General features: G+C 74.1%; 17 protein-coding genes and 1 pseudogene. 12 read left to right on the plus strand and 6 right to left on the minus strand.

What is annotated here, in order from left to right:
• Positions 1 to 392 precede the first annotated feature (392 nt).
• From ESG85_RS35385 to ESG85_RS32180, 5 genes are all read left to right on the plus strand, one after another.
• Complete coding sequence (locus ESG85_RS35385; RefSeq protein ID WP_128984756.1) at positions 393 to 3,344, plus strand: sensor histidine kinase; 2,952 nt, start codon at positions 393 to 395, stop codon at positions 3,342 to 3,344.
• Positions 3,341 to 3,775: a roadblock/LC7 domain-containing protein gene (locus ESG85_RS32165; protein WP_128984706.1), complete on the plus strand. Its 435-nt coding sequence runs from the start codon at positions 3,341 to 3,343 to the stop codon at positions 3,773 to 3,775. The genes ESG85_RS35385 and ESG85_RS32165 overlap by 4 nt, the downstream gene beginning before the upstream one ends.
• Positions 3,776 to 3,811: 36 nt before the next feature.
• A complete protein-coding gene (locus ESG85_RS32170; RefSeq protein ID WP_128984707.1) occupies positions 3,812 to 4,228 on the plus strand; it encodes a DUF742 domain-containing protein in 417 nt (138 codons plus the stop codon).
• Positions 4,209 to 4,823, plus strand: coding sequence for a GTP-binding protein (locus ESG85_RS32175; RefSeq protein WP_128984708.1), 615 nt, complete (start codon positions 4,209 to 4,211; stop codon positions 4,821 to 4,823). Before ESG85_RS32170 ends, ESG85_RS32175 begins: the two co-directional genes overlap by 20 nt.
• A gap of 205 nt (positions 4,824 to 5,028) precedes the next feature.
• The gene (locus ESG85_RS32180; protein WP_128984709.1) at positions 5,029 to 5,436 is read left to right on the plus strand and encodes a roadblock/LC7 domain-containing protein; all 408 of its coding nucleotides are present in this window, start codon (positions 5,029 to 5,031) and stop codon (positions 5,434 to 5,436) included.
• Positions 5,437 to 5,497: 61 nt separating this feature from the next.
• Here ESG85_RS32180 and ESG85_RS36425 read toward each other — a convergent pair whose 3' ends face one another.
• Entirely contained in the window at positions 5,498 to 5,896 is a 399-nt protein-coding gene (locus ESG85_RS36425) for a hypothetical protein (RefSeq protein ID WP_128984710.1), read from the minus strand.
• Between ESG85_RS36425 and ESG85_RS36430 the strand changes: the two are divergent.
• The 3 genes and pseudogenes from ESG85_RS36430 to ESG85_RS32200 all read left to right on the plus strand — a co-directional run.
• Positions 5,823 to 6,530: pseudogene (locus tag ESG85_RS36430) on the plus strand (DUF6397 family protein); the annotation flags it as partial. The gene ESG85_RS36425 and the pseudogene ESG85_RS36430 overlap by 74 nt on opposite strands.
• A 221-nt stretch (positions 6,531 to 6,751) precedes the next feature.
• Positions 6,752 to 7,099 carry a hypothetical protein gene (locus ESG85_RS36435; RefSeq protein WP_128984711.1) on the plus strand — a complete coding sequence of 116 codons (348 nt, stop codon included), beginning with the start codon at positions 6,752 to 6,754 and terminating at the stop codon, positions 7,097 to 7,099.
• A gap of 212 nt (positions 7,100 to 7,311) precedes the next feature.
• The gene (locus tag ESG85_RS32200) at positions 7,312 to 8,859 is read left to right on the plus strand and encodes an ATP-dependent DNA ligase (RefSeq protein ID WP_128984712.1); all 1,548 of its coding nucleotides are present in this window, start codon (positions 7,312 to 7,314) and stop codon (positions 8,857 to 8,859) included.
• A gap of 99 nt (positions 8,860 to 8,958) precedes the next feature.
• On the opposite strand, the gene ESG85_RS32205 is transcribed toward ESG85_RS32200, so the two are convergent.
• On the minus strand, positions 8,959 to 9,453 hold the full coding sequence (locus ESG85_RS32205; RefSeq protein WP_128984757.1) for a DUF6328 family protein: 495 nt from the start codon (positions 9,451 to 9,453) through the stop codon (positions 8,959 to 8,961).
• 207 nt (positions 9,454 to 9,660) lie between these two features.
• On the opposite strand from ESG85_RS32205, the gene ESG85_RS32210 reads away from it, so the two are divergent.
• The 4 genes from ESG85_RS32210 (at position 9,661) to ESG85_RS32225 (ending at position 12,686) form a co-directional block, all read left to right on the plus strand.
• Positions 9,661 to 10,029, plus strand: a complete 369-nt coding sequence (locus ESG85_RS32210) for a hypothetical protein (RefSeq protein ID WP_128984713.1) — start codon at positions 9,661 to 9,663, stop codon at positions 10,027 to 10,029.
• A 341-nt stretch (positions 10,030 to 10,370) separates the two neighbouring features.
• Complete coding sequence (locus tag ESG85_RS32215; RefSeq protein WP_128984714.1) at positions 10,371 to 11,159, plus strand: polysaccharide deacetylase family protein; 789 nt, start codon at positions 10,371 to 10,373, stop codon at positions 11,157 to 11,159.
• Positions 11,160 to 11,565: 406 nt separating this feature from the next.
• Positions 11,566 to 12,318, plus strand: coding sequence for a hypothetical protein (locus tag ESG85_RS32220; protein ID WP_128984715.1), 753 nt, complete (start codon positions 11,566 to 11,568; stop codon positions 12,316 to 12,318).
• Positions 12,315 to 12,686, plus strand: coding sequence for a peptidase inhibitor family I36 protein (locus ESG85_RS32225; RefSeq protein WP_128984716.1), 372 nt, complete (start codon positions 12,315 to 12,317; stop codon positions 12,684 to 12,686). Before ESG85_RS32220 ends, ESG85_RS32225 begins: the two co-directional genes overlap by 4 nt.
• A 105-nt stretch (positions 12,687 to 12,791) precedes the next feature.
• Here the strand turns inward: ESG85_RS32225 and ESG85_RS32230 are convergent, their stop codons facing one another.
• The 4 genes from ESG85_RS32230 to ESG85_RS32245 all read right to left on the minus strand — a co-directional run bounded on the left by ESG85_RS32230 (position 12,792) and on the right by ESG85_RS32245 (position 15,990).
• Positions 12,792 to 13,979, minus strand: a complete 1,188-nt coding sequence (locus ESG85_RS32230; RefSeq protein ID WP_128984717.1) for a globin domain-containing protein — start codon at positions 13,977 to 13,979, stop codon at positions 12,792 to 12,794.
• A gap of 86 nt (positions 13,980 to 14,065) precedes the next feature.
• Complete coding sequence (locus tag ESG85_RS32235; RefSeq protein ID WP_128984718.1) at positions 14,066 to 14,512, minus strand: RrF2 family transcriptional regulator; 447 nt, start codon at positions 14,510 to 14,512, stop codon at positions 14,066 to 14,068.
• A gap of 114 nt (positions 14,513 to 14,626) precedes the next feature.
• Positions 14,627 to 15,511: a hypothetical protein gene (locus tag ESG85_RS32240; RefSeq protein WP_128984719.1), complete on the minus strand. Its 885-nt coding sequence runs from the start codon at positions 15,509 to 15,511 to the stop codon at positions 14,627 to 14,629.
• Positions 15,512 to 15,561: 50 nt separating this feature from the next.
• Positions 15,562 to 15,990 (minus strand): SHOCT domain-containing protein, encoded by a 429-nt coding sequence (locus ESG85_RS32245; protein ID WP_128984720.1) that lies wholly within the window; start codon positions 15,988 to 15,990, stop codon positions 15,562 to 15,564.
• Positions 15,991 to 16,181: the final 191 nt, after the last annotated feature.

The following is a 16,181-nucleotide window of genomic DNA, read 5'->3' on the forward strand; positions in this document are numbered from 1 at the left end:
CCGGCCGGGACGAGGGCGGCCGAACCGGAGCCCGCCGGGACGAGGGCGGCCGAACCGAAGCCGGTCGCGCCGACCGTGACCGGACCGCGCCCGGCCGCGTGGCCGGATCCGGCCACGCGGCCGAGCACCTCCACCCGACCGGAGCCGGCTCCACGCAGGACCCGGGCCCGGCGCGGACACCTGTGCAGGCAGGGACACGGGGACGGTCGCCGGTGACGGCGCAGCCCCCCGCGCCGGCGGCTCCCGCGGTCGCGGCGGCAGCGGCCGCCTCGCGAACGGGCGCCCCCGCCCCGACCCCGGAATCCGCGCTCGCGCCCGGCCCCGTACCCGGCGACGGCCGAGGCCGCGGACTCCGGCCCCGTACCGTCCGGGCGAAGATCGTCTCGCTGCTCATGGTCCCGGTCGTCTCGCTCCTCGCCCTGTGGGGCTTCGCCACCGTCACCACCGCCCAGGACATCGCGCGGCTCCGCCACCTCCAGTCCGTGGACGCCGACGTCCGACAGCCCGTCGCCCTCGCCGTCGCCGCCCTCCAGGAGGAGCGCCGCGCCGCCGTACGACAGGCAGCCGCTCCCGGTGCCGCGCGCGCCGCCGAGCTCAAGGACCGCGCCCGGGCCACCGACGCCGCCGTCGCGAGGCTCCGCCTCGGCGACCGGCACACCGTCGGCGACAACGGCAGCCTGCCCGGAGACGTCTCCGACCGCGTCGCCGACTTCGTGGCGCAGGCCGAGGGGCTGAGCGGGCTGCGCGCCGCGACCGTCGAGGGACGCGGCGACGCGGACCGGCTCCACGACGCGTACACCACCGCCGTCTCGGCGGGCTTCGCGGTCGGCGGCGCCCTGGCGGGCCTCGACGGCACCGAAGCGGGCGCCGAGGCCCGTGTCCTGCTCGAACTCGGCCGCGCGGGCGAGCTGCTGGCCCGCGAGGACGCCCTGCTCGGCGTCGCCCACCTCACCGGCACTTTCGACGGCGCCCGGCTTCGTGACTTCGCCGGCACCGTCGAGGCCCGCCGTACCCTCGTCGAGGCGACCGCCGACCTGCCCGCGCCCCAGCGGGGCGCGTGGGGGAACCTCACCGCACAGCCCGCGTACCGCGGGCTCCTCGCCGCCGAGGACCGGGTGCGCGCCGCCGCCCCCGGCCGCCGCGCCGCCCAGGCCGTCACCTCCGGGGAATGGGAACCGGTCCACGCCTTCGTCCGCGAAGGGATCACCGCCGTCGAGAAGGCGGGTCACGCGGCGGAGGCGGACCGCCGGGACCCGTTCGGCGGCGGCGCGTTGAGCGCGGGCGGAGCCGCCGTCCTGCTCGGCCTCGCCGCCGTCGGTGCCTCGCTCGTCATCTCCGTACGCATCGGCCGCGGCCTCGTCGTCGAGCTCGTCAGCCTCCGCAACACCGCCCTGGAGATCGCCCGTCACAAACTGCCCGCCGCCATGCGCCGACTGCGCGCGGGCGAGGAGATCGACGTGCACGCCGAGGCGCCGCCGGGCCCGGCACCGCAGGACGAGATCGGTCAGGTCGGCGAGTCGCTCACCATCGTGCACCGCGCGGCGCTCTCCGCGGCCGTGGAACGAGCCGAGCTCGCCGACGGCATCTCCGGCGTCTTCGTCAACCTCGCCCGCCGCAGCCAGGTCCTCGTGCACCGGCAGCTCAACCTGCTCGACAGCATGGAGCGGCGCGCGGACGACCCGAACGAACTCGGCGACCTGTTCCGGCTCGACCACCTCACCACCCGCATGCGCCGCCACGCCGAGAGCCTCATCATCCTGTCCGGCGCCGCGCCCGGACGCGCCTGGCGCATGCCCGTTCCGCTCACCAACGTCGTCCGCGCCGCGGTCTCCGAGATCGAGGACTACGCGCGCGTGGAGGTACGACCGCTGCCCGAGACGTCGGTCGTCGGCGGCGCCGTCGCCGACCTCACCCACCTCCTGGCCGAACTCATCGAGAACGCGGCCCAGTTCTCCCCACCGCACACCAAGGTGCGGATCAGCGGTGAGCCGGTCGGCAACGGCTACGCGCTGGAGATCGAGGACCGCGGGCTCGGCATGGGCAAGGACACCCTCGCGGAGGCGAACGCGCGCATCGCCCAGTCCGAGGCCCTGGACCTCTTCGACAGCGACCGGCTCGGTCTGTTCGTCGTGAGCCGTCTCTCCTCGCGCCACGAGATCAAGGTCCATCTGCGGACCTCGCCATACGGGGGCACCACGGCGGTCGTGCTGCTGCCGACCGACCTGCTGCAGAACACGCCGCCGTTCGGCCGCGACACGGCCATGCTGAGGACCGTCGGAGAAGCGGGACGGACGGGCGGCGCATCGGCCTCCCCTCCGGCCTCGGCCGCGAGCACCGCCTCCGCGTCCCAGGTGTCGCCAGGTGCGACGCCTGGAACGGCGGCTCGGTCGGTGGCCGGGACGGGGACAGGGGCCGGGGCAGCGGCCGCGGACCCGCACGATGTGGGTCCTCGTCCGCGGCCGGGCGCCGTTCCTGGCCTTGGTGTTGGTGCTGGTGCTCGTGCTGGTACGGGAGTGGGGCGGGGCGCCGGGGCGGTCGGGCAGGGCGCTGGGCGCGCGGTGCCCGGCCCTCGCTCCTCCGTGCCGGGCTCGGCGTCCACACCCGCCGCGGCGCACGACCACCCCGGGGACGGGGCCACCCCGGACCCGGGGCGCCCGCCGCGCGTTCCCGCCCCTGCCTCGCCCACGGAACCCGGCCGGCCACCGGCCGCCGTCACCGACCTGCGCAGGCGGGGCCGTACGACCTCGCCCCTCACGTCCGCACGACCCTCCTCGCCCGTACCGCCCGTCGGCACTGACGAGGCGCGTGAGGAGCCGGTGGCCGACCTGCCGAGGCGGGTACGGCAGGCGAGCCTCGTGCCGCAGCTGCGCGCGGCACGCACCGGCTCGGACCATGGTGCCGCCGAGGGTGCGGCGGGCGCCGCGGGCCGGGACGCCACGGAGGATCGGAGCCCGGAACAGGTCAGGGACCGTATGGCCTCCTACCGCGACGGCTGGCAGCGCGGCGGCGGCCCCGCCCCCGGCACTCCGGTTCCGCCTCCCGGCGGCCCCGTGGGCACGGGACGACCGCTCGGCACCGGCTACGGCCACCGCCCCGAACCCGAACACGACCACCCTGCCCACGCCCCTCTCCCCGGTTCCGGTCCCGGTTCGGGCTCCGTCCCCGGTCCCGGCGTCGGCCCTGTCCCCGGTTCCGGCTCCGTCCCCGGTCCCGGCCCTGCCCCCGGCCCCGTCTCGGCCCCGCACCACGAGAACGACTCGGGCCGCCCCCGCCACGCATCCAGCGCCCCCGCTCCGGCCCCCGCCCCCGCCCCCGCCCCCGCCCCCGAAGGAGACGACGAATGATCGACCGCGAGAGGATCTCCCACCACCGCTCCGGTGAACTCGACTGGCTCCTCGACGACCTCGTCACGCGCGTTCGGGAGGTCCGCCACACGGTCGTCCTCTCCGGCGACGGCCTCGCCGTCGGTGCTTCCAGCGGGCTCAGCCGTGAGGACGCGGAGCACCTGGCCGCCATCGCCTCCGGCTTCCACAGCCTGGCCAAGGGCGCCGGCCGGCAGTTCCACACCGGCGGCGTGCGCCAGACGATGGTCGAGATGGACGACGGCTTCCTCTTCGTCGCGGCGGCCGGGGACGGCTCCTGCCTCGCCGTCCTCAGCGGAGTCCACGCCGACATCGGCCTGATCGCGTACGAGATGGCCCGTCTGGTGAAGCGCGTCGGCGAGCACCTGCACACCCCGCCGCGCCTCACGGTGACCCCACCGGCCGCGGGCTGACCGGAGACCCGGAGACCCGGAGATCCCGGAGAACACATGGACAAGGACAGCACCGGCGAGGACCCGTCCCCGGCGGGCGGCCGGTGGTACGACGCCGAGGCCGGGCCGCTCGTCCGGCCGTACGCCATGACCGGCGGACGGACCAAACCCGGGCCCGGCAACGTACGGTTCGACCTCATCGCTCTCGTCGTCGTCGACGACGACCCGCCGGGCCCGGCCGAGGAATCCCTTCTCGGCCCCGAACACCGCACCCTCCTCGCACAGTGTCGCGCCGAGACCCAGTCGGTGGCCGAACTGGCCGCCGACGCGGACCTGCCCGTCGGCGTGGTCCGCGTCCTCCTCGGCGACCTCCTCGAAGCGGGCTTCGTGAAGGTCAGCACACCCGTCCCGCCCGCACAGCTCCCCGACGAACGGATCCTGAGGGAAGTCATCGATGGCCTACGAGCGCTTTGAGAGCACCCCGGCGGGCGACCCGGACAGCACGGCACTCGCCCTGAAGATCCTGGTCGCCGGCGGCTTCGGGGTCGGCAAGACCACTCTGGTCGGCGCGGTCAGCGAGATCCGGCCGCTGCGCACCGAGGAACGGCTCAGCCGTGCCGGAGAGTCCGTGGACGACACCGGGGGAGTGGACCAGAAGTCGACCACGACCGTGGCCATGGACTTCGGCCGCATCACCATCCGCGCCGGACTCTCCCTCTACCTTTTCGGGACTCCGGGACAGGACCGCTTCTGGTTCCTCTGGGACGACCTGTCGCAGGGCGCGCTGGGCGCGGTCGTCCTCGCCGACACTCGCCGCCTGGAGGACTGCTTCCCCGCCGTGGACTACTTCGAGCACCGCAAGATCCCGTTCGTCGTGGCCGTCAACTGCTTCGCGGGCGCCCGTGCCTACGGCGCGCACGATGTGTCGCGCGCCCTCGACCTGGACCGCGGCACGCCGGTCGTGCTGTGCGACGCGCGCGACCGCGACTCCGGGAAGGAGGTGCTGATCCGGCTCGTCGAGTACGCGGGACGCATGCACACGGCACGACTTCTGGACACGGTGGGCTGAGCGACCGTCCCTGGTCCGGTGTCCGACGGCACGTCCGATCGCCACGCGGATGGTGACGGGTGCTTGCCCTGCTCACGACAGTGCGTAAGGCTGACCGGAGGACGGTCGACCGGTACGGCACGGACGGCAGACCGCAAGCAGGCGCCCCCCGGACCGCGGGGACCACGGGGCGACGGGGACGCACCACACAGGGGGAGGACCACGCATGGCGCTGGACAAGGAACTCGACTGGCTCCTGGACGACCTGACGCGACGGGTCGACTCGATACGGCACGCCCTCGTGCTGTCGAACGACGGTCTGGTGACGGGCGCGAGCAGCGGCCTGGAGCGCGAGGACGCCGAGCACCTGGCCGCGGTCTCCTCGGGGCTCCACAGCCTGGCACGCGGCTCGGGCCGGCACTTCAAGGCGGGCCGGGCACGGCAGACGATGGTGGAGTTCGACGAGGCGCTGATGTTCGTGACGGCGGCGGGCGAGGGAAGCTGCCTGTGCGTGCTGAGCGCGGCGGAGGCGGACGTCGGCCAGGTCGCCTACGAGATGACGCTGCTGGTGAACCGGGTGGGCGAGCACCTGGGCGTGGCGGCGAGGAAGCCCGGCGGCACGGAGGAGTTCTGACAGCCTCTCGGGAAGGTTATCCACAGGGCGAGCGGAGGGTCGTCACTGTGCGTTACGGTCATCACTGACGGTGTTCGAGTCGGGCGGCAGGCGCCCGGCCACGCACGGGGGAGGACCGACGCATGACCACGACGGAGACGACACGAGCCACGACGACGCAGCCGGTGCCGACGACGCGGCCGGTGCCGACGACGCAGCCGGTGTGGACGACGACACCGAAGCCGCCGACACGGATGCCGCCGACACCGATGCCGCCGCCGGCCCTGGCGGGGCCGCCCGACGCGACGGACCGGGCCGAGTGGCTCGACGTGTCCGAGGGACCGGTCGCGCCGGAGGTGCCCTTCGCGTCCGACGCGTCCGACGCGTCCGGCGTGCCGGATCTGCTGGTGCCGCAGGCGCGGGCAGCGCGGGAACTGGAGCTGCGCCGGGACGAGTTCCGGCTCGCGGTCGACCTGGGCATCGTCCGTACGGTGCCGTGGCCGCCGCCCGGCACGGTGGAGGTCGACGGGGGTCCGGCCCGTCGCCGCCGCGTGCCACGGGCGGAGATCGAGCGGCTCCGGGCGGCACCGGACTTTCCCGAAGGGCTGCGCGAGCGCGTGAGGGCGGTCGGCACGGCGGAGGGCGCCGAGCTGCTCGCGGTCACCCGGGACAGGTTCGCGCGGCTCGCGAGGACGGGCCACTTCAGTCCGGTGCGGTTCTACGTCAACCGCTACCGGGCGGTGGTCTGGCTCTATCCCGCGGCCGAACTGGCGGAGTTCGCGCTGAACCACCCGCGACTCCTCACCGGACGGCTGCCGCTGGACGTCCGGACCCGGGCCGATGACAGCCGTCAGGACTGGCGTCCCAGGAACTGGCGGGCCCGGCGCCTCGGCGCACTGCTGAGAGCCACCGGCGACCCCTGGGTCCGCACGGCAGCCATCGCCTCGCTGCTCGACCCGGCCCATGTGGCCGAGGTCGTCGACGACCCCTATGAACGGGTCTACCTGGACCGGCTCAGGCCGGCGCCGCCGGTGTGGAGGCCGAACGGCCCGGCGGCCCGGGAGATCGCCGACCGGCTGATACTGGCCGACGATCCCGACGAGATCCTCTGGCACCGGATGAGCCTCGCCCTCGCCCTGGACGAGGCCCGGGCCGAGCGCGAGGCCCCACGACCGGGCATGCCGTCGGCCGCCGCGTCACCGACGGCCCTCCGTCCCCTGACGCCGGCGTTCACGGCCTCCACGGCCACGTCGCCCGGGGGAGCACCGCCCACGATGACCAGGCCTGGCGTTTTGCCGCCCGGCGAGTGCGGACCGGCGGGAACCCTCGCCGCTCGATGGCGCTGGCGCCCGGTAGTGTCGCCCGCGGCCTGGCCGAGCACTCCCGCCCCTCCGGCGCCCCAGGCCTGGCCGAGCACTCCCGCCCCACCTGCGTCACCGGTACCACCTGCGCCACCGGCGCCACCGGATCCGTCCGGTTCTCCGCTGCCGGCGGCTCCGCCGGGTTCGCCGGCGCCGCCACCGGCGCCTGGGGCTCCGTCGAGTTCCTCGGCGCCGCCGGCATCACCGGCTCCGCCGCGGTCTTCGGCGCTTCCGACGCGTCGGGTCCGGCCTGGGCCGCCGGATTCTCGGGCGACCCCAGCTTCTCCCGCGACGCGAGTTTCACCGCCCTCTCTCGGTCCTGAGGGTGCCTCCGCTCCTGTGCTGTTCGCGGCCGGCCCTTCGTTCCCTGCCGGCCGCCGCGCTGCGGGAGTCACGCGGCCGCCGGGGAGGCGGATCCGGCGGAGCCTGCTCGACCGGCTGCGCAGGCGCAGGCGAAGGGAGGTCACACCGCGGCCGGGAGGGTGAGGGTCCGGGCCGGGGTGCGGGGCCGCTCGTGCGCGGGCACGATGGGCGCATGCTCCTTGCCCGAGTCGCGGAGGTGTCGGGGCAGGTCGCCGCCACCTCGGCGCGGTCGCGGAAGATCGGACTGCTCGCCGGACTGTTCGCGGAGGCCGAGCCCGAGGAGAGCCCGCTCGTCATCGCCTATCTCTCCGGACGCCTGCCTCAGGGGCGGATCGGCGTCGGCTGGAGCGTGCTCAAGAACGTGCTGCCGCCGGCGGTGCCGCCCGCGGGGCAGCCGGCGCTCACGCTGTCCGGCACGGACGCGACGATGACGGAACTGGCCGCCGTCGCCGGGAGCGGCGCCCAGGCCCGCCGGCTCGGGCTGGTCCGGGATCTGCTGGCCGCGGCCACACTGCCGGAACAGGAGTTCCTGCTGCGGCTGCTGTCCGGCGAGGTGCGGCAGGGCGCGCTCGACGCGGTCGCGCTCGAAGGCGTGGCCACGGCGGCCGATGTGCCGTCCGAGGACCTGCGCAGGGCCGTCATGCTCGAGGGGTCGCTGCCCCGGGTGGCGCGTGCCGTGCTCGCCGAGGGCCCGAGCGCGCTGGAAGCCTTCACGCTCCGGGTCGGCAGCCCGGTCCAGCCCATGCTCGCCCACACCGCGGGCAGCGTGAGCGAGGCCGTGGCGGCGCTCGGTCCCTGCGCGGTGGAGGAGAAACTCGACGGCATCCGCATCCAGGTGCACCGCCGGGGCGACGAGGTCCGGGTCTACACCCGGTCCCTCGACGACATCACCGACCGGCTGCCCGAGGTGGTGGCCACCGCCCTGGAGGCGGCGGGCGACCGTCTGGTCCTGGACGGTGAGGTCATCGCGCTCGATCCCGCGACGGGGCGGCCGCAGGCCTTCCAGGACATCGCCTCCCGCGTCGGCTCCCGGGTCGACGTGTCCACGGCTCGGGCCGCGCTGCCGCTGTCGCCCGTCTTCTTCGACGTGCTCGCGGCGGACGGCGAGGTCCTGGTCGATCACCCGGGCCGTGAACGCCACGCGGTCCTGGCCCGGCTGCTGCCCGAGCCGCTGCGGGTGCGCCGGACGGTGATCGAGGACCCGGAGGACCCGGCGGCGGTCGACGCGGCCGAGCGCTTCTTCCGCGACACCCTCGCCCGTGGCCACGAAGGCGTCCTCGTGAAGGCCGTCGACGCGCCGTACGTCGCCGGCCGCAGGGGGCGCACCTGGCTGAAGGTGAAACCCGTCCACACCCTGGACCTGGTCGTTCTCGCCGCCGAGCGCGGACACGGCCGCCGCACCGGCTTCCTGTCGAACCTCCACCTCGGCGCCCGGGCGGCCGACGGCACCTTCGTGATGCTGGGGAAGACCTTCAAGGGCCTGACCGACGAGATGCTCCGCTGGCAGACGGAGCGCCTCACCGGGCTCGCCGTCTCGGACGACGGCCACACCGTCCATGTCCGCCCCGAACTCGTCGTGGAGGTCGCCTTCGACGGCCTCCAGCGCTCCACTCGGTATCCGGCGGGGGTCACCCTTCGCTTCGCCCGGGTCGTCCGGCACCGTCCGGACAAGTCCGCCACGGAGGCGGACACCGTGGAGACGGTCCTGGCGACCGCGTGACGCGGCCGGTCGTCGTCGGCCGAGGAGCTCTGACAGCCAGGGAGGAAGGCCGGCCGAGGACGTCCGGCGGTCGCGGGCGGCGTCGGTCGGGAGGGGGCTTCAGCGGGGTGGATCGCCGTTCGGGCGGCCGGAGGTGTGGCGGCCGCGGACCCAGAGGGGGAGGACGAACCAGCACAGCAGGTACCAGGCGACGAGTCCGGCGACGAGCCAGGGCACAAATGTCGCTCCGGTGGCCACGCGCAGGACGAGCAGGAGCGCACAGGCCAGCGTCGCCAGGAGCAGCACGAGGCCCACGAACGTCAGGCGGGAGGCCCAGACCACGGTCCGGGGCTTGATCCGGCGGCCGGCGACCAGCCGGTGGAACGACACCGGGCCGATGAGGGCGCCGGTCGCGGCGGAGCCCAGCGAGATCGTGATGATGTAGATCGTCCGGTCCGTGTCCGGCAGTTCCGGGTAGCGCTGGCTGAAGACGACGGTGAGGAGGAAACCGAAGAGGATCTGCACGCCCGTCTGGGCGACCCGGATCTCCTGCATCAGCTCGGTCCAGCGCCGGTCCGCCCGTTCGTCCGCCGTCTCGCGGCGGCCCCGGATCATGCCGTCGCCGTCCGGCGCCTCGGATCCCGCTCCTTCATGCCCCGACTTCGCCACGCCGCCTCCCGTGTCGCATCCTCACCCTCCACCGTGCTGCCCGTGCCGCGGATCCGCCACCTGCGGCCGGTTCCGGGCCCCGGCATGGCCGGACCTCGCGCGCCGCCGCGTTGCGAGGGATGCTGGAAGCGGCCACACGAGGAGGCGAGCGCCGTGTACGACTTGCACATCGACACCGACGTCACCGTGCAGCTGAGCGACTGCTGCCGGGAGGACGCCCAGGCCGTCTTCGACGTCCTCGACCGCGCCTACGAACTGGAGGACATGTCGACGCCGGGTCCGCAGGCGGCGACCGCACCCGCGGCGACCGTCTGGATGGCCACCTTCGACACGGCCGGCGGCCGGCACGAGGAGTCCCCGCCCGTCCTGCTCACCGGCATGGTCGGCGCGCTGCTCACGGGCGGCTACCACGCCGTCGACAAGGTCGAGAAGGTGCTGGCCCGCTCCTTCGACATCCAGTCCCTGCAGTCCGTCTCCGGCGACCAGGAGACCGAGGCGCGCCTCCTCCTCGCCTCCCGCTGACGGCCGAGACCCCCGGGCGGAGCGGACGGGCGCCGCCCGGGTCCGCCATGCCCGCCGCCGTCGCGCATCCCGCCCCGGCCCGCGCGTGCCCTGGTGAGCCATCCCGCCCCGGCTCGCGCGTGCCGTGGTGAGCCGATGCTCCCGTGCGCGCCCCCGCCTGCCAGTGTCCTCTGAGCGGCGTTCCGCACCCGGCTTCCCCGACCCCGACCCCCTCGTCACACCCCGGCTATACACCGTGTGTAGAGTTCTCGACGAGTCGCAAGGCCCCGCCCTGACCAGGCGTGGGTCCTTGTCGTCGTACGAGCTCTTCGAACCACACTTCCGGGGAAAGCGGGTCGCACATGTTCCGAACCAAGCCGGGCCGGCGCAGGGCGCCGGCCCTCGCTCTGCTCGCCGCGGCGTCACTCCTCGTCTCCCTCACCGGGTGCTCGGTCGACACGGTGACCCCGGAGGAGGCGCGGGGCAAGGCGGGAACGGACGGCAAGGCCGGGACGGCGGCGGGCGCCGTGGACTGCGCCAAGGTCAAGTGCATCGCCCTCACCTTCGACGCGGGACCGGGCAAGGACACCCCCCGCCTGCTCGACATACTCAAGGAGAAGGAGGTCCCCGCGACCTTCTTCCTGCTCGGCAAGAAGCACGTCGAGCGATACCCGCAGGTCGTCAAGCGCATCGCGGACGAGGGCCACGAGGTCGCCAACCACACCTGGACCCACCGCATCCTCACGGACCTCGACGCCGCCGAGATCCGTGACGAGCTCTCGCGCACCCAGGACGCGATCGCCCGGATCACCGGCCGCAAGCCCACCCTCATGCGCCCGCCGCAGGGCCGCACCGACGACGCCGTCTCCGACGTGAGCCGTGAGCTCGGACTCGCCCAGATCCTCTGGAGCATCACCGCCAAGGACTACTCCACCGAGGACACGGCCCTCATACGTCAGCGGGTGCTGGACCAGGCCCACGGCGACGGCATCATCCTTCTCCACGACATATACGACGGAACGGTCCCCGCCGTGCCCGGAATCATCGACGAGCTCAAGCGCCGCGGCTACACCTTCGTCACGGTGCCGCAGCTGCTCGCGCCGGGCACGGCGGAGCCCGGGTCCGTCTACCGCCCGGAGAAGGACGACTGAACGGACCAAAAGGGGTGAGGTGACTCACATCCGGCACCGGGTGCAAGGCGGAACAAGGGGCGAAGGTTTACCGTTCATCCTTATGTGACGTCGAAGGGGTCCGGTCCCCAGGCCCCCCAGAGGTGACCGCCCTTCATCCGTCACGGCAGTCGGCCCCGGTTGGAACCCCCCGTCCAACCGGGGCTTTGTCGTGCCGCCGGACACGGCTCCCGGGCCGGGCCTCCGGCCGCGCGCCGGGAGCTCCCGGGCACCTCGTTGGCGGCGCGCACTCCGGCGCGTTCGACCCCTTCGAGTGAGTCGCCACGGCCCTCCGCATGGCCGGTCCGGCACCGGGCATTGATCGCCACGAACCAGCGGTGATCACACCGCCTGTCACCGCCGCCCAGGCCCGCCACCAGGGGGAACCATGCGCCACGCGACCCGTCGGGTGATCGCCACGGCCTCCGCCGCCCTCGTCCTCGCCGGCTGCGCCACCGTGCGGCCCGGCCCCGCCGGACCGGCCGCTCCCTCCGCGTCGGCCGGGACGCCCGCCGCCCGGCAGGAACAGGACGGGATCCTGAAGGCCGCCGAGCAGCGGCTCGTCGCCGAGTGCCTCGAGGCCCAGGGACTCGCCCTGCCCCCGGCCTCCCAGGCGCGCGCCCCGGCCCCCGCGCCGGGGCCCGCCGCTGCGGCCGACGCCCGACTGCGGACCGCGCTCTTCGGCGAGGACCCGCGCGAGCTCTCCCTCACCCTCGCCACCGGTCTCACCGTCACCGCCAACAGCGACGGCTGCGTGGCCTCCGCCCGTGCCGAGCTGTACGGCGACCAGACCCGCTGGTTCCGCGCCCAGGTCACCGTCGACAACCTGCGCGCCCTCGCCCAGGCCCGGATGAAGCAGGACCCCGCGCACCGGGCCGCCCTCGACCGCTGGACCCGCTGCGCCGCGCCCTCCGGAGGCCCCCGAACCGGCCGCCCCGAACCGGCCGTCGCCGAACGGTGCACCCGCGAGAGCGGACTCGCCGACGTGCGCGCCCGGCTCGAACCCGCCGAGCTGGCCACCGTACACACGCTCCACCGCGACCAGGTCGCCACCTACGAGCAGCTGCGCGCCCGCGCACTGCGGCGGGCAGCCGAGCTGTCCGCGAACCCCACCCGGAAGAAAGGCACCGACGCTTCATGAAGCGACTCCTCGGCCCCGCCACCGCGGCCCTCCTCGCCCTCGCCGGCGGCCTGACCCTCACCGCTCCCGCCGCGGCGGCGGAGTGCCCCTCCGGGCACTTCTGCGCCTGGGAGCACGCCGACTTCGGCGGGCAGCGAGCGAACTGGAGCGGGGACGACGGCTGGTGGGAGGGCTGGATCGCCGACAACGACTCCTCCTGGGCCAACCACGGCATCTCCGGCCCGGGCGTCAAGGACTACGTCCGCGTCTACGAGTCCGCCTGGCAGGGCGGCTCCATGACGATCTGCCTGGCCCCCGGCCAGGAGGCCGGCTACAACGGCGCCGCCAACGACCGGGGCGACTCCCACATCTGGGCCACCGGCTGCTGAACGGAACCGGCGCGGGCCGCCCCACCGCAGGGGTGAGGCGGCCCGCGCCGGACCGGCCCGCAGGCGAGCGGCCGCAGCCCACACCCCGGAAGGGGTCGAGCGAGGTCAGGCCGCGGTGCCCAGCCACAGGTCGGGGCCGAAGACCTCGTAGTGGATGTCCGCAGCGGCGACTCCCCGGCCCAGCAGGTCGCCGCGCACCGCGCGCATGAAGGGCAGCGGCCCGCAGAGGTACGCGGTCACGCCCTCGGGCAGGTCGAGTGCCGTGACGTCCGCCCGGCCGCTGCGGGCGTCCGCCGCGCCCGGCTCCTCGTACCAGAGGTGCAGCGAACCGTGCGGCAGCGCGTCGACCAGCCGGCGCAGCTCCTCGCGGTGGGCGTGGCCGGCCGGGGAGCGGTCGGCGTGGACGACGGTCACCGGGCGGGTCGAACCGGTCACGACGAGGTGGTCCAGCATCGCCAGCATGGGCGTCGAGCCGATGCCCGCGGAGGCGAGCAGCAGCGGCCCGTCGCCCTCGGGCAGCACCAGGTCGCCGAACGGCGCCGACACCATGACCTGGTCACCGGGCCGTCCGTTCGCGTGCAGCCACGAGGAGACCTCGCCGGCCGGGTCGCCGTCGACGCGCTTGACGGTGATCCGCCGGTCCGGGCGGCCCGGCGCGGCGGACAGGCTGTACTGGCGGATCTGGCGGGCGCCGTCGGGCAGCGTGACCTGGACGCCGACGTACTGGCCCGGACGGAACGCCGCCGCCGGACGCCCGTCGGGCCGGCGCAGCGTGAAGGACACGGTGTCGGGGGTCTCCTCGTGCCGTCCGGTGATCTCCATCGGCTCCCAGACCTGGCCCTCGGCGACACCGCGCTCCTGGTACAGCCGGGCCTCCAGGGCGATGAGCGCGTTGGCCATCAGCCAGTACACCTCGTCCCAGGCCTGGGCGACCTCGGGCGTCACCGCCTCGCCGAGGACGTCGACGATCGCGGCGAAGAGGTGCTCGTGGACCACCTTGTACTGCTCCGACGTGACGCCGAGCGAGGCGTGCTTGTGGGCGATCCGCGACAGCATCACGTCGGGCCGGGTGTCGGGATCGTCGAGCAGTGCTCCGGCGAAGGCGGCTATGGAGCCGGCCAGTGCCTTGCGCTGGTCGCCGGTGGCCTGGTTGCCGCGGTTGAACAGGTCCCGCAGCAGCTCGGGACGAGCGGCGAACATGCCCGCGTAGAAGCGCTCGGTGATCTCGTCGAGGGCGCCGCCGACGGCGGGAAGGGTGGCACGGACGACCGGGGTGGCCTGCTCGGACAGCATGTGGACTCCTTAACTGGTAGATGATCTACGTATTTAACGCGATGACGAAACCGCCCGGCGCGGGCGGACGTCTGTGGGGGCGGGGCTCAGTCGCCGGGGCGGCGGCCGGACAGGCTGACGAGCACCGGGCCGGTCGGGGACTCGACCAGATCGGCGACGGTCAGCGGATCGAGCGTGCGGTAGAACGCCTCCTGGGCCTCGCGCAGCGCGCCCCGCAGCCGGCAGGCCGTGCGCAGCGGGCACGGCGGATCGCCCTCGCAGGCCACGACCTCGTCGTCGCCCTCCAGGGTCCGCGTCAGCCAGCCCACCGAGGACCGGCGGCCCAGCTCGGTGAGGGTCAGGCCGCCACCCCGGCCGCGCCGCGCCTCGACGACCCCGAGGTGCTGAAGCCTGGTGACCACCTTCGCCATGTGGGCGTAGGGGACCTCCATGGACTCCGCCACCTCGCGGGTGGTGGGCGAGGTGTCCTGTCCGGCCACGGCGAGGCGCATCACGGCCCGCAGTGCCAGATCGGTGAATTTCGTCAACCGCACGACGTGACCGTATCAAAGGCGAATTTCGTATTCGTATTAGGGGGTAGGTGAGGTGCGCCCGGGTTCCGGTGCGCCCGTGCCGAGCGGTCCCCGCGCCTCGGACGCTTCCCGCGGTCAGTCGTTCCTGCGCCGGTGCCGGCGCCAGACCCACCAGCCGCCGACCAGGAACGAGCTGCTGACCAGCACGATGCCCAGCACCGGCCACCGGCCGCCCGCGATGTGCAGGTCCGCGCCCACCACGACGGCCACCCCGGCGAGGGACACCAGCAGCGAGAACGCCGCACGCACCGTCGCACCGATCATCGCCGGGTCGAACCGGTTGCCGCGACGCGGAGCGGGGGCGCCCGCGTAGAAGACGGCCGCGCGGTCGAGCAGTGCCAGGGTGGAACGCCGGTAACTGAAGGCCAGGTACGGCAGCCACACCAGCGGAGCGACGAGACCGACCAGGAACACCGCCCCCACCAGCGCCCAGAGGCCGATCCGCGTCAGCAGCCTCGTCTCCGTGGTGGGTGTGATCAGCCCCAGCAGCCGGGCCATCCGCATGATCAGTTCCCACAACGCGGCGAACCGGCCGCGCCGCTTGCCGGTCCCGCCCTCCTCGGCGCTCTGGGCGGCGGGCGCGGCCAGTGCGACGCGGGCGGTGTCCGTGTCCTCGTACACCCCCTGGAGCACGAGGAGTTCGGCGGTCCGCTCGGGATCCGTGGGGTCCTTGCCTTCCAGTGCCGCCAGTTCGAGCATGCTCTGCGCCTGCGAGAGCAGGGCCGCGCAGAACGCGAAGGGCACGAGCAGGATGAAGGGCCCGCCGACGAACGCGCCTTCGGCGGAAGCCCGGCGGACGCCGTGCGCCACCACGCGCGTGCGCAGTTCGTCGGCGTCCGCGTCAGGTCGGGAGGCGCGCAGCCGTCGCACCGCCCGGTCCGCCTTCGGACCGAAGCGGCGCTGCGCGAACACGGCGAGTGACTCGGGAAGCCGTCCCGGCGCCGCCATCACGTCGCGCACCAGCGACCTGGACAGCCGGGACGGTTCCTCCTCGTCGTGCGGGGAGTGGATCAGGAGAGGACCCTGGCCTTCGCCTTCTCGAACTCCTCGTGCGTGAGGGCACCCCGGTCCTTCAGGTCGGCGAGCCGGGTCAGCTCGTCCACGCCGCCGTGCCCGGCGCCGCCCGCCGCTCCGGTGCCGCCGGCCGTCCCGGCGGTGCCCGCCGTCTTGCGGATGTAGTCCTGGAACGCCGCTTCGGCGTCCTTGGCCTGCTTGGCGTCCCGCCGGGTCATGCCCTTGCCCCGGGCGATGACGTACACGAGGACGCCGAGGTACGGCAGCACGATGCAGAAGATCAGCCAGCCCGCCTTGCCCCAGCCGCTCAGCTCGTCGTCACGGAAGATGTCCGTGATGATCTTGAAGAGCAGGAACAGCCACATGATCCAGAGGAAGAACCAGAACATGGTCCAGAAGAGGTTGAGCAAGGGATAGTCGTCCATGCCGAAACTCCGTTCCCGACGGGGCCTGGTCGGCCTCGGGTAACAGCGAGTCTCACCGAACGCCCGGGAACCCGCATGTCGTGCACCGCTCCGCGTGCGGTACGGCGACCGCCGTGCTCGGATGGGAACGAGGTCCGTGCCGGAACCGGCGCGCGACGGCGCACACGCCTCCCCATGCCCGCCGGCGTGCG

The organism is Streptomyces roseicoloratus (assembly GCF_004117935.1).
GTDB lineage: Bacteria > Actinomycetota > Actinomycetes > Streptomycetales > Streptomycetaceae > Streptomyces > Streptomyces roseicoloratus.

Bases quoted from the DNA above. Each gene is read 5' to 3' on its own strand.
- ESG85_RS36425 (WP_128984710.1), bottom strand. From the start codon at position 5,896: ATGCCCAGGTCGACCGCGAGCCGGAACTCGTCCCGGCGCAGCTCCAGT.
- ESG85_RS32220 (WP_128984715.1), top strand. From the start codon at position 11,566: ATGCGCCACGCGACCCGTCGGGTGATCGCCACGGCCTCCGCCGCCCTC.
- ESG85_RS32215 (WP_128984714.1), top strand. From the start codon at position 10,371: ATGTTCCGAACCAAGCCGGGCCGGCGCAGGGCGCCGGCCCTCGCTCTG.
- ESG85_RS32205 (WP_128984757.1), bottom strand. From the start codon at position 9,453: ATGATCCGGGGCCGCCGCGAGACGGCGGACGAACGGGCGGACCGGCGC.
- ESG85_RS32180 (WP_128984709.1), top strand. From the start codon at position 5,029: ATGGCGCTGGACAAGGAACTCGACTGGCTCCTGGACGACCTGACGCGA.
- ESG85_RS35385 (WP_128984756.1), top strand. From the start codon at position 393: ATGGTCCCGGTCGTCTCGCTCCTCGCCCTGTGGGGCTTCGCCACCGTC.
- ESG85_RS36435 (WP_128984711.1), top strand. From the start codon at position 6,752: ATGGCGCTGGCGCCCGGTAGTGTCGCCCGCGGCCTGGCCGAGCACTCC.
- ESG85_RS32170 (WP_128984707.1), top strand. From the start codon at position 3,812: ATGGACAAGGACAGCACCGGCGAGGACCCGTCCCCGGCGGGCGGCCGG.
- ESG85_RS32165 (WP_128984706.1), top strand. From the start codon at position 3,341: ATGATCGACCGCGAGAGGATCTCCCACCACCGCTCCGGTGAACTCGAC.
- ESG85_RS32200 (WP_128984712.1), top strand. From the start codon at position 7,312: ATGCTCCTTGCCCGAGTCGCGGAGGTGTCGGGGCAGGTCGCCGCCACC.
- ESG85_RS32245 (WP_128984720.1), bottom strand. From the start codon at position 15,990: ATGGACGACTATCCCTTGCTCAACCTCTTCTGGACCATGTTCTGGTTC.
- ESG85_RS32230 (WP_128984717.1), bottom strand. From the start codon at position 13,979: ATGCTGTCCGAGCAGGCCACCCCGGTCGTCCGTGCCACCCTTCCCGCC.
- ESG85_RS32225 (WP_128984716.1), top strand. From the start codon at position 12,315: ATGAAGCGACTCCTCGGCCCCGCCACCGCGGCCCTCCTCGCCCTCGCC.
- ESG85_RS32175 (WP_128984708.1), top strand. From the start codon at position 4,209: ATGGCCTACGAGCGCTTTGAGAGCACCCCGGCGGGCGACCCGGACAGC.